The organism is Paenalcaligenes niemegkensis (assembly GCF_022230885.1).
GTDB lineage: Bacteria > Pseudomonadota > Gammaproteobacteria > Burkholderiales > Burkholderiaceae_B > Paenalcaligenes > Paenalcaligenes niemegkensis.
Genome location: NZ_JAKGCT010000004.1, coordinates 76,849 through 88,483 on the forward strand (window position 1 = coordinate 76,849; position 11,635 = coordinate 88,483).

Sequence of the window (11,635 nt, forward strand, 5' to 3'; positions counted from 1 at the left end):
CAACGAAGCTAATGAAATTGTACATGGCTTTCGGTCGCCAGCACGCGTATGGCGACGTCCAACTCTTGAGTCTCGTGGGCCAACTGGGCAACAGTCTCACCAAGGCGTTCTACAAAATCGGCGTTTTGGTGGGTGGCGTGGTCAATTTGCGTGATGGCTTGGCTGATTTGCTGCAGGCCTGTGGCTTGTTCTAGTGATGCACTGGAAATTTCAGCGATGACGCTGCTGACTTGCTGGGTCGCCTCCACCATGTTGCGCATGCTTTGGCCGGCGATTTCCGCCTGGGATACGCCTGTGCTAACCAGACTCGCCGATTCTTGGATCAGTGTCTTGATTTCGCCTGCGGCTTGCGAGCTGCGCTGGGCGAGATTGCGGACTTCGCCTGCCACGACAGCGAAGCCTCGGCCCGCCTCACCAGCGCGAGCACTTTCTACGGCGGCATTTAAGGCCAGAATGTTGGTTTGAAAGGCGATGCCTTCAATAATGGTGATGATATCCGCAATTTGCCTGGAGCTTTGGTGTATGTCCTGGATGGTGCCCACCAGATTGCTGACTTCAGCGCCACCACGCTGTGCGGTCTCCATGCTGCTGCTGGCAAGCTGATTAGCCAATTGGGCATTGTCGGCGTTTTGTTGCACGGTAACAGTAAGCTCTTCCATGCTGGCTGCGGTTTGCTGTAGTGAGTTGGCCTGCTCATGCGTGCGTAGTGAAAGGCTCTCGTTGGCATGGTGCAACTGAGCTACGACTTCGTCGGCAGCCTGAACTCCTCGGCGCGTTTCGCCTGAGATGCCAGTCAGGCTTTTACGCATTAAATCCAGGTTAAAAAAGAGCCGCTGGTTTTCTTCAAAACCTTCCAGGCCAAGTTGCTCCAGCTTCAGAAGCAGGTTGCCAGTGGAGATTTGCTGTACCACCATCGAGGCATGCCGAATGGGATTCGCGATACGGCGGGCCAAACGTCTGGCATAAGCCATTATCCATAAGCCCATTACGACTGGAGGTACAAAGCGTAGCCAGTCGGGTTCTGCCAAGGCGGGATGAGTGATGCTGGCAGCGGTGACGAGCATTGCGATGATGGCAAGCCCCGCCATGCGTACCTGGGTTCCCGGGATGTTATTGCTAAAAGGACGTTTCAGGCTATGTAGCGCCCAGCGCCAGCCAGTGGGCACGATATTGCCGCGCTGCAGGGCGCGCCCCCGAGTCTGCTTGTTGCTTAGCTGTTCGTAGAAGGCAGAGGCTTCGTTAATTTGTTCGGCAGAGGGTTTGACGCGTACTGAGGCGTAGCCCGTTATGGTCTCGTTTTCAAAAATGGGGGCGACTAGGGCGTGTACCCAGTAATACCCTCCGTCTTTGCGACGGTTTTTTACCAGTCCCATCCAGGGACGGCCATTTTTTAAGGTAGTCCAGAAATCCTCAAAGGCTTCGGGCGGCATGTCGGGATGGCGTACGATATTCTGAGGCTGACCGATGAGTTCCTCGCGAGCATAGCCGCTGATGTCAATAAACGCAGGGTTGGCGTAAGTAATTCGCCCCTTTAGATCCGTTTTGGAAATAAGGTATTGTTCTGGCCCAAGGGTTGTCTCCACCTGGGTAATCGGTAAGTTTATTCGCATAGCTTCGTCCCCTACATAAAACTTACGATGTACGTTAAGAAGGGCGATTCTGCGTTAAATGTGACCGCCGTTATAAGGACCCGCTAATTTTAAAATTAGTGTCTAGGCCTTCTTAACGGCGTTATGGCATTATTACTTTAGGGTTCGATTAATAACACTTTGAAAGTTAATGTAATCATATGTAGAAAGTGATTATAAGGCGGGTCGGAAAGCGGCATTCAGCCATGCAATGACATCAGTTTGCTTGGCCAGTCAATGCCTGGGGATTTGGCTGTTAAGTACCCGTATAGACTGATCAAGCTCTTGAGCCTGTTCCGAGATGGCGCTTACCGTTGCCCCCAGGTTGTCGACAAGGCTGGTGTTTTGGCGGGTCACCTCATCCATGTTTGAAACGGCGATATTGATTTGGTGCAGCCCGATGGCTTGTTCCTCTGAGGCGTAGGTGATTTCATTGATAATGTCACTGACCCGTTGCACAGACTCTTCTATGTCTTTCATGGTCAGTCCTGCCTGTTCGGCTTTATGCACACCTTCATTCATGCGCGTCACTGATTCTGCTATCAATGTTTTGATTTCACCCGCCGCTTTAGAGCTGCGTTGCGCGAGGCTGCGCACTTCGCCCGCTACAACGGCAAAACCTCGGCCTGCTTCACCCGCACGAGCGCTTTCTACAGCCGCATTCAATGCCAGAATATTGGTTTGAAAGGCGATGCCGTCTATAAGGTCTACGATGTCAGTGATTTGGCGTGAGCTGTCGTGTATGTCTTGCATCGTGATGCCTAGCTCGTTTACGGCAACTCCGCCTCGTTTGGCGGTTTGCATGCTGTTGTCGGCTAGCTGACTGGCGAGCACGGCATTGTCGGCGTTTTGTTTCACTGTGACGGTTAGCTCTTCCATGCTGGCGGCAGTTTGTTGTAACGAATCAGCTTGGTGATTAGTGCGCTCGGACAGGTACTGATTGTTGCTATGCAGTTCAGCAGCCGCCTGCAGGGATGCTTCGATGCCCCGGTGGGTGTCGGACGCTATGCCCGTGAGGCTTTTACGCATCAGCTCCAGACAAAAATACAGTTGGCCAGTCTCATTGTGGGGGATGGATTGTGTATCTTCAATATGCAGCATCAGGTTTCCGGTGGCTATTTGCTGGGCAATGCGCGAAGCATTGGCCAATGATGTCACCATGCGTTGAGCTATGCGCCAACCGTAGCCCATAAACAGGGCAAGGCTAGCCAGTACCAGCAGGCCCAGGCCGGATTTCTGATCGGCCTCCACGCCCCCGACAGGGCAAGGTAAGTGGTGCCGCTGACGATGGCAATGGCCATGACTGATAATCTGAACATGCTGGATCGTAATGAACGATTGAAAGGCATGTGCAATAGCTCTCTTGCCCGACGCCAGCCGGTGGGGGCGATACGGCCTTCTTTTAGGGTGTGGTTGCTGCGCCGGCCTTTGTTAAGGTGTTGGTAGAACTGTTCGGCTTGAGCGATTTGCTCGGCACTGGGCCGAACGCGTACCGAGGCGTAACCCACCACTTTCTGGTTTTCATAAAGGGGTGAAACCAGCGCTTGAACCCAATAGTAACCGCCGTCTTTTCGTCGATTTTTGACCAGCCCCAGCCATGGCTTCTGAGCCTTTAGCGTTTCCCAGAGATCGTGAAAGCCAGCCGGGGGCATGTCGGGATGTCGCACGATATTATGAGCTTTGCCGATCAGTTCATCCCGGGTGAAGCCACTGATTTCAATAAAGGCAGGGTTGGCGTAGGTAATACGCCCCTTAAGGTCCGTTTTAGAGATCAAGTATTGATCGGGGCGTAGCTGGGTTTCTACCTGGGTGACCGGAAAGTTTTTGCGCATTAAGGGGTTAACTCGATAAATAGCCACCAATACATGATTGATGAAAGCAGACGAAGGACTCATGGGGTTATGGCAAGAAATTTGCTTGAAAAACCCTGCAATAAAGGCTTTTAAGTGTCTTGAAGCCATGCCTGAGATAGCAGTAGACGGCAGATTTACCGAATTCTTTAGGGTGGGGCGCTTTGTTTTTTATTATCTCTGATGAGCTAAACCGAATTTGCATGGCTTGTGTAGTGTGGAAATGTCAGCAGGTTATAATGCCCTTGCTTTTCCGTTGGCACATAACGGTAACCGTCAGCCTTAGGTTTTTTGTGACACCCCACCACTCTGAACTTGCTGTTACTACTGAACTTGTGGCCGTCTTAGCAGCGGTAAGCCAAGGTGAACCGCGCGTTCTTACTACCGAATGTGGCCGTGCTTTACCGTCGGGCCCGCTTGAGCATACGCACCGCTCATTGCAAACCGGCCTGCGCGAATGGGTCGAAACACGCACCCACCATCCCCTGGGCTATGTAGAACAGCTATATACCTTTGCTGATCATGGCCGTTTTGATGCCTCGGGCGAACGGGTTATCTCGGTAAGTTATCTGGGGCTTACGCTGGAGGGCGATGAACAGGCAGTGGCCGATGTGGGCTGGCAAGACTGGTATCGCTACTTTCCGTGGGAAGATCGCCGGCAGGGCGAATCACCCCTGTTAAGCACTGTGATCCAGCCTCAATTGCAGGCTTGGGCCAACTCAGCCCAGGCTTGTACCGAACAGTACCAGCGTTGGCAGCGCGCTTGCTACACTTTCGGTTTTGATGGGGCTGCCTGGAACGAAGACATGGCATTGCAGCGTTATGAGCTGTTGTTTGAGGCGCGTCTCATACCCGAAGCCTTGCGGGCAGGCAACGCTATTGATTCTTTGGAAGAAGAAGGTCTTTTGGGCCTGCCGATGCGTTTTGACCATCGCCGCATTCTTGCTACGGGTGTGGCGCGCTTACGTGCCAAAATCAAATATCGTCCTGTGGTGTTTGAGCTAATGCCCCCGAGTTTACCTTGCTGCAGCTTCAGCACACTGTAGAGGCTCTGGCAGGCCGCGGCCTGCATAAGCAAAATTTCAGACGGCTTATCGAACAGCAGAATCTGGTGGAAGAAACTGGCGGGGTCGCACTGGGCGGCGCAGGCCGTCCAGCTAAACTATTTCGCTTCAAAGGCGATGTGGTTATCGAGCGAGCCATCGCCGGCACCAAGCTTCCACTTGCACGATAAGCCTGCTAACCAAACTCCTTAAGCCTGAACTGAATCTCGTTTTATTGTGTGAGTGTACTGTTTTGAATACGGTATCTCGCACTGTGCTTGACAGTTAATTATGCTCACGTTTAGCATAAGGTCCATGGGCATGAACGCATGTCATTTTTTTCAAATACAAAATACTCAATGTGAGTATAAATAACAGGACTGAGACATTTACTATGCACGGAGTTTTAACACAGCTGGCAGTACCACCCCTACCTCTAGCACTGCTGGAGCCGCTAGTGCGTGCCGCTTTACTGGAAGATCTGGGGCGAGCGGGTGATATCACCAGTGATGCGGTGGTTCCTGCGGCTGCGCGCACCACCACTCGACTGGTCGCGCGTGAGCCAGGTGTACTGGCCGGACTGGATTTAGCCCGTCTGGCATTCAGGCTGATGAGTGAAGACCTGAACATTGAGGCCAATCTTAAAGACGGTGATGTACTGGAAGCGGGCAGTGTCATTGCAGTAGTGCGAGGCCCCGCCCGTGCCATGCTGAGCGCCGAGCGTACCGCCCTGAATTTTCTTGGCCACCTAAGTGGAGTTGCTTCTGCAACGGCTTCTATTTCCCGGCTGATCGCACCTTACGGCACCAAGGTGACCTGCACGCGTAAAACCATGCCGGGCCTGCGTGCCGTACAAAAATACGCCGTCCGTGTAGGGGGCGGCAGTAATCATCGTTTTGGCTTGGATGATGCCGTGTTGATCAAAGACAATCACGTTGCGATTGCGGGTGGTATTGCTCAAGCGGTAGAACGTGCTCGAGCTCACATTGGTCACTTGGTCAAAATTGAACTTGAGGTGGATACGCTGGAACAGCTGGACGAGGCGTTGGCCCTGGGTGTAGAGGTCATTCTTCTGGACAATATGTCTACTGAACTTTTAAGGGAAGCCGTGCGGCGCATTGATGGCAAGGCGATTAGCGAGGCATCCGGCGGCATCACGCCAGAGACGGTTGTGTCGGTGGCAAAGACAGGCGTGAATCGTATAGCCATAGGCTGGCTGACACACAGTGCGAAGGTGTTGGATATAGGTCTGGACACCTTGGATACGTGGACCACTACCTGAATCTCTGCCGTTGCTGATTCATTCTGTTTAAGGCAATACATATGAAGACCTTAATGAAGCGTTTTGCATGGATGGGGGCAGGAGTGGTTCTGCTGCTTTTGATTTGGCGGGTAGTTCAACTTGATGTGCAGGCCTCAGTGCAGGAGGAGAGTTTTCCTGAACGCGCTGTGACCCTGGTGGTGACTTTCCCGCCGGGTGGTGGCACAGATCTATTAGCCAGAAAACTGGGCGCTGAGCTAGAGCAGAGGTGGCGTCAACCGGTGGTGATTGAGAATCGTCCTGGTGCCAGCGGTAATATCGGCTCCAGGCATGTGGCGGATGCCAAGGCGGATGGTTACACGCTGTTGATGGTGAATAGTTCGTTTGCGATTAACCCTGGCGTTTATCGCCAGCTGGGCTTTGATCCAAAAATGACTTCACGCCAATCATCAATGTGGCGGTAATTCCTTCAGTGCTGGTGGTTCCTGTAGATGGCCCTATCCAGAACTTTAATGATGTGCTTAAGTACAAGGATGGAAACGATGTTGCCTTTGCTTCATGTGGAAATGGAACGCCCCAACATTTGGCAGGTGAAATGCTTCAGGAAAAATCAGGTGTGGCTTTGTTGCACATACCGTATCGAGGCTGCGGACCGGCTTTGAATGATGTGATTGCGAATCAGGTTCCGATGGGGCTTGTGACAATTTCGAGCGCAATGAGCTTTATTGAGAGCGGGCGTGTCAAAGCTATTGCCGTCAGCTCGGCGAAGCGCTCGCCGGTATTGGGTGATACGCCTAGTTTTGCCGAGCTTGGAGTGGAGGGGTACGAGCTGGATCAATGGCACGGAGTGCTGGCACCTAAAGGTATTCCGAAGCTCACATTGCGTGAATTAAGTTCGGCATTGCAAGGCATCATGCAAGAGCCTGAAATGCAGGCTTCTTTAACCGCTTTAGGCTACACGCCGGCAAGCAGTACGCCAGAAGCGTTTAATGAACTGATTGTTCGTGACATTGATCGTTTTTCGGGTTTGACTCAGCGCATTGGCTTAAACGTGAATTAAAAGTCTATCTTGCAAGCTCGGGCTTCGATTTCTGCACCTGGTCTGTCGCATTTGCGGCAGACCAGGTGCGGTGACCAGGCTTCTTTAGCTGCGTGTGCCATGATGACGGGCTTTTGCAGGGCCACCGCGTTTACCGCGTTGAGAATGAAGCTCGCTTAGCTGCTTGCGCTGCTCCGGTGTCAACACTGCATTAAGCTGCGAATGCTGTTGTGCACGATTCAGGGCGATATCGGCTTGAGCACGAGCTAGCTTGTCGCTAGCTTCCTTGGCTTTGCTTTCGTCAAAACTGTCGGCCTGGCTCAGTGTTTTCAGCTCGCCGCGGGCAGCCTTGACGTCTTTGTGCAATTCGCGCAAGACGGGGGCTTGTGCATGACGAAGTTCAAAAATCTTATCTTTTTGCTCATCGCTTAGCTTAAGCTGCTTCCAGCCATGATGAGAACCTTTGGCACCCGCTTTGTGCTGTTTAGCCGGCGAGACGCTGATGGCGCTTGCGTCGTTGGCGTTTGCGACCATGGGGGCGGCCAATAGGCCAGCGCTTAGAGCCAGAATGCTGAATGTGGTTTTTAAATTGAACATAGACATAGGGTTTGCTCCGTTAAGAAAGACCAACTTGAGTTGGCTACAGTGCTATCTTAGGGAACAACTGTGCAGCAAAAAGGGAAGAACTATGAAGAAAATGTGGAGACCTAATTCAAGTTGTTGAATTAACCGGGTCATCTTCGTAGCGGTAGCCCACGCCATAAATGGATTTGATCAGATCTTGTTCGGGGCGTATGGCCTGCAGCTTGCGGCGCAAGTTCTTGATATGGCTATCTACCGTGCGATCGGTCACGATACGGTGATCGTCGTAAATCAACGCCAGTAGACGATCACGCGAGTAGATATGGCCGGGTGACCTGGCGAACAAGGCAAAGAGGCGAAACTCAACAGGGGTGAGATCCAGCAGCACGCCATCCAGCTTGGCGGTGTAGGTGCTTTCATCTATATAAAGCGCGCTGTGCTCAGACCCGGCGTTGCTTTGTGGTGTACGGCGACGACGTAATACGGCTTTCACCCGGGCTACGACCTCTCGGGGACTGTAGGGTTTGCAGATATAGTCATCGGCGCCCAGTTCAAGACCTAACAATCGATCAAGCTCTTCAACTTTGGCCGTTACCATGATGATAGGGAGGTCGCTGTGTTGACGAATGTCTTTACATACCGCTAAACCATCTTTGCCTGGCAGCATTAAATCGAGCAGTACCAAATCGGGCTGATGGGCCTGGATTGCAGCCCGCACCTCTGTGCCGTCACCGACAGATACTGTCTGAAAGTGTTCTGCCTGCAAGTACAAGGCGAGTAATTCGACGAGCTTGGGTTCGTCTTCAACGATCAGGATGGTAGGGGTCATAATTGTGTGGCCAGGGGCAGATAAATACGTAGTTGTAACCCGCCCAGGCGAGAAGGGTGAGCTTCGATGTTTCCGCCGTGTGCATGAATAATACGCTGGCATAAGGCCAGGCCCAGTCCGGCCCCGCCGTGTGCACGATTACGTGAGGCATCAACCCGGTACAGGCGTTCAAAAATGCGTTCTTGGTCTTCAGGCGGGACGCCAGGGGCGCTGTCGTCAATGTTGATACAAAGTTGCCGGGCGTCGTGGCTGACGTCGACGCGAAGCTGCCCCGGTGCATCGGTGTAGCGCAGCGAGTTTTCGAGTATGTTTGTAAAAACCTGAGTCAGGCGAAGCCCGTCTGCACGGATAAGCGGCATGTGCGCACACTGAATCTCTGTCGTGATGCCCGCTGCATTAAGCCGGTCCTGAAGGGAGCTATAGCAACGGTGAACAATAGGGCAGAGGTCTACGGAGTCGTCGAAATCATATTGCAGAGCGCCGGCATCAGCCAGAGACAATACATAGAGGTCGTTGATAAGCTGATTTAAATGTACGACTTCCTGCTTTAAGGATTGCAGGGTTTCTGGCGTGGGCTGGCGCAGCCCGTCAAGCAAGGCTTCGATTTCACCTTGCAGAATGGCTAAAGGGGTGCGCAATTCGTGAGAAATATCTGCAACCAGCGCCATCCTTAGCTTCTCATGGGTTTCCAGGGCACCGGCCAAGGCGTTGAAATCAGCGGCGAGTTGGCCTAGTTCATCTGTGTTGTCGGTAATAATGCGAGTTGTGTAGTCGCCCGCCGCCAACTGGTGTGTGGCATGGCCGATACGGCGTATAGGAAGCAGCAGGCGACGCGCGAGTGCGTAACTGACCAGTGCAGCCAGCAATACGCATAACGCCACTATGGACCAGGTGGCTGAAAGTTGTTGCGACTGAAAGCGCTGTTCGGCATTGGCATCCAGAAAATGGGTTTTAGGCGTGGGCGCAACTAGCGTAGCAACTGTTTCTCCATCGACGATCAGTGGATAGTGCTGCAGATCGTTATCGTGCCTGGAAAGTCCGCCTGCAATGATTTCACCTTTTTCGTTCAGCAATGCAGTGCGCGGTGGTGGTGGCAGACGATGCTTGCGTTGGGTATCGCTAGACGATTGGGGTTCGGTTGTTGCCCGTAACGCCCGCCACCACCATGTGCGACTCTCCTGAATGAAGTTCCAGTTGCCGCCCAGATTTACGTAATCTTCAAGCAGCAGGCTGGACAATGATTCAATACGCTGCTGTTCGCGTTCTTGTATGTAATTGACAAAGCCTCGCTCGAAACTCCAGCGCACCGCAAAACCCATAGCCAGAACGACCAGTATTGAGGTGGCGAGAATAGCCAGGAATAGTTTGAAAAACAGGTTAAAGCGCATGAGGCACCGGAAAAAGATCGCAGTAGGTTTCAGTGTACCCAAGCTTCATGGAGAAATTATGGAGACGCCGCCCTGAAGACGGCCTAAGGATAATCAACAGTAATCAGAGTGCCCTGAGAGTCAGCGCTGCTCACATGCAGGCTCCACTTCAATTGTTCGCACATCAACGTCACAATATACAGGCCTAATCCGCCGGAGCTCGTGGGAAGAGTGGGAGCATTCTTTAGTTTCTGCTCTACGTTTTCAGAGTAATGGGTACCGTGATCCCGGATTATGATGCCTTGCGTGTTTACCGAGATATCGATTTCACCGGAAGTATGCTGCAAGGCATTTTGGATGAGGTTGCGCAGCAGCATTTTGACCGGTACGGGGTAGCTTTGAATACATACGGTCCCAGCAACATTTAGGTTGACGCGTTCTTCAATAGCGTAGCGTGTGGCCATATCGTCAAGGATTTCCTCTACGCAGCCGCCAACATTAACTTGGGAAGGGCTTTCCAGCGCAGTGTCGTGGCGAGCCAGCCTGAGCAGCACATTGACGTTATCACCCATTTCGTTATTGGCGCGGCGAATGCGGCCCAAGGTTAATTGATCATTGCGGCTAAGCTGATCACGGCTTTCAATAACGTCCAGGGCCCCGGACACCACGGCGATAGGTGTGCGTAGTTCGTGGCTGGCGAGGCTCAATAACTGTTGCTCACGCTGTATATAAGATTCGAGCTCGCCCAGGAAACGGTTGACTGTTATTGCGATATCGTACAGCTCCTGATCTTTGTAATCGTGCTCGATGGGAGGCAGGTTTTTAGCAATGGGCAAGGCTCCGATTTGTTCGCTCAGCTTACGTAAAGGTCGTACCAAGGTGCGATTGCTGAAAAAAGCCAATATAACGCTGAATAGCGTGATGGCCAGGATAATTGGCAGCATCGTCAGACTTAGCTTGTTTTCACGTATCTCAAAGGCGCTGATGTCGCGTGCCCAATATAAAGTACCCGCTTCACTGTGTTCGATATTAATCAGATAAGTAGAACCGCCTATTTCCAGCTCGGCCTTCTTGAGTTCACCCAGATTTTTGAACATAGTTGGGAAATTCTCCGGGAGGGGCTGTTCGGCGGGCATGAACACTATGGTGTTCAATCCGCCTTCCCACATAAAAAACTCGTCGCTTAGCATCACCTCGGCCAGAACGTCAGGATGCGTAACGCCTCCGAGCATCTTGTCTTCCAGGTCATCGTTGATCAGCATTACCGTAGTCACCATCACCAGCATGCTGGCTATGCTGATCGCAAGAATGGTTTTGTAAATGCGGTTGGCAATGCTTTTCATGACTAACTCGAAGCGTTGTCGTTAAGGATGTAGCCGCGGCCGTGCAGCGTTTTGATTAAATTGCGCTGTGTGCTTTCGTTAAGCTGCTTACGCAGAGCATAAACATGCGTGCGTACCGTATTGCTCTCGGTGCTGCGACCACCCCACACTTGCTCTACAAGCTGCTCATGACTCAGGGGGCGAGGGTAAGCGCGTAGCAAGGATTCAAAAATTCGAGCTCCGTGTCCGGTCAAGGTGGTTACCAGGGTGCCTTTTTGATAGACGTCGAAGGTCTCAGGGTTAAAGCTGACGGACTCGAAGCTAAGTAAATTACTGCTGCGTGTATCACGTCGGGTATGTGCCTGCACACGCAAACTAAGCTCTTTAAGGTTAAAGGGTTTGACCAGATAGTCATCAGCGCCGGCATTAAAGCCAGTTTCTTTGTCGCTAATGTGGTCTTTGGCGGTAACCAGAATAACGGGTGTGCCGCAACGCAGATCCTGGCGTATGCGTTTGCAGATCTCAAAGCCATTTAGCCCGGGCAGCATGACGTCCAGAACAATGACATCGTATTCATTGACCGCCAATAGATGCAGTGCGGTCAGGCCGTCCGAGGCGAAGTCCAGCACATAGTTTTGTTCGCCAAAGTATTCAAAGATATTTTCGGCCAGAGGCACGTTGTCTTCCACAACAAGCATACGTGTTTTTTTGTGC

The 11,635-nt window shown here is 52.2% G+C and carries 9 protein-coding genes and 2 pseudogenes; 3 read left to right on the forward strand and 8 right to left on the reverse strand.

Annotated features, from left to right (window positions below; translation table 11 throughout):
- Positions 1-8: 8 nt before the first annotated feature.
- From L1889_RS04260 to L1889_RS04270, 3 genes are all read right to left on the reverse strand, one after another.
- Positions 9-1,610, reverse strand: coding sequence for a methyl-accepting chemotaxis protein (locus tag L1889_RS04260; RefSeq protein ID WP_238664031.1), 1,602 nt, complete (start codon positions 1,608-1,610; stop codon positions 9-11).
- 252 nt (positions 1,611-1,862) lie between these two features.
- Positions 1,863-2,879 carry a methyl-accepting chemotaxis protein gene (locus L1889_RS18710; RefSeq protein WP_238664032.1) on the reverse strand — a complete coding sequence of 339 codons (1,017 nt, stop codon included), beginning with the start codon at positions 2,877-2,879 and terminating at the stop codon, positions 1,863-1,865.
- Positions 2,798-3,523: a PAS domain-containing protein gene (locus L1889_RS04270; protein WP_238664033.1), complete on the reverse strand. Its 726-nt coding sequence runs from the start codon at positions 3,521-3,523 to the stop codon at positions 2,798-2,800. Before L1889_RS04270 ends, L1889_RS18710 begins: the two co-directional genes overlap by 82 nt.
- Before the next feature lie 194 nt (positions 3,524-3,717).
- On the opposite strand from L1889_RS04270, the pseudogene L1889_RS04275 reads away from it, so the two are divergent.
- From L1889_RS04275 to L1889_RS04285, 3 genes and pseudogenes are all read left to right on the forward strand, one after another.
- Positions 3,718-4,712: pseudogene (locus L1889_RS04275) on the forward strand (NUDIX hydrolase).
- A gap of 203 nt (positions 4,713-4,915) precedes the next feature.
- Positions 4,916-5,803, forward strand: coding sequence for a carboxylating nicotinate-nucleotide diphosphorylase (gene nadC / locus L1889_RS04280; protein ID WP_238664034.1), 888 nt, complete (start codon positions 4,916-4,918; stop codon positions 5,801-5,803).
- Between the two features lie 71 nt (positions 5,804-5,874).
- Positions 5,875-6,842, forward strand: a pseudogene (locus L1889_RS04285) (tripartite tricarboxylate transporter substrate binding protein).
- A gap of 84 nt (positions 6,843-6,926) precedes the next feature.
- Here the strand turns inward: L1889_RS04285 and L1889_RS04290 are convergent.
- The 5 genes from L1889_RS04290 to L1889_RS04310 form a co-directional block, all read right to left on the reverse strand.
- Complete coding sequence (locus L1889_RS04290; RefSeq protein ID WP_238664035.1) at positions 6,927-7,424, reverse strand: Spy/CpxP family protein refolding chaperone; 498 nt, start codon at positions 7,422-7,424, stop codon at positions 6,927-6,929.
- 109 nt (positions 7,425-7,533) lie between these two features.
- A complete protein-coding gene (locus tag L1889_RS04295; protein ID WP_238664036.1) occupies positions 7,534-8,232 on the reverse strand; it encodes a response regulator in 699 nt (232 codons plus the stop codon).
- A complete protein-coding gene (locus L1889_RS04300; RefSeq protein WP_238664037.1) occupies positions 8,229-9,620 on the reverse strand; it encodes an ATP-binding protein in 1,392 nt (463 codons plus the stop codon). The genes L1889_RS04295 and L1889_RS04300 overlap by 4 nt, the downstream gene beginning before the upstream one ends.
- Positions 9,621-9,703: 83 nt before the next feature.
- Positions 9,704-10,942: a sensor histidine kinase gene (locus L1889_RS04305; protein WP_238664038.1), complete on the reverse strand. Its 1,239-nt coding sequence runs from the start codon at positions 10,940-10,942 to the stop codon at positions 9,704-9,706.
- Positions 10,943-10,944: 2 nt separating this feature from the next.
- On the reverse strand, positions 10,945-11,619 hold the full coding sequence (locus L1889_RS04310; RefSeq protein ID WP_238664039.1) for a response regulator transcription factor: 675 nt from the start codon (positions 11,617-11,619) through the stop codon (positions 10,945-10,947).
- Positions 11,620-11,635: the final 16 nt, after the last annotated feature.

Excerpts from the sequence above, each read along its gene's own strand:
- L1889_RS04270 (WP_238664033.1), bottom strand. The coding sequence starts at position 3,523 with ATGAGTCCTTCGTCTGCTTTCATCAATCATGTATTGGTGGCTATTTAT.
- L1889_RS04290 (WP_238664035.1), bottom strand. The coding sequence starts at position 7,424 with ATGTCTATGTTCAATTTAAAAACCACATTCAGCATTCTGGCTCTAAGC.
- L1889_RS04295 (WP_238664036.1), bottom strand. The coding sequence starts at position 8,232 with ATGACCCCTACCATCCTGATCGTTGAAGACGAACCCAAGCTCGTCGAA.
- L1889_RS04310 (WP_238664039.1), bottom strand. The coding sequence starts at position 11,619 with ATGCTTGTTGTGGAAGACAACGTGCCTCTGGCCGAAAATATCTTTGAA.
- L1889_RS04305 (WP_238664038.1), bottom strand. The coding sequence starts at position 10,942 with ATGAAAAGCATTGCCAACCGCATTTACAAAACCATTCTTGCGATCAGC.
- L1889_RS04300 (WP_238664037.1), bottom strand. The coding sequence starts at position 9,620 with ATGCGCTTTAACCTGTTTTTCAAACTATTCCTGGCTATTCTCGCCACC.
- nadC (WP_238664034.1), top strand. The coding sequence starts at position 4,916 with ATGCACGGAGTTTTAACACAGCTGGCAGTACCACCCCTACCTCTAGCA.
- L1889_RS04260 (WP_238664031.1), bottom strand. The coding sequence starts at position 1,610 with ATGCGAATAAACTTACCGATTACCCAGGTGGAGACAACCCTTGGGCCA.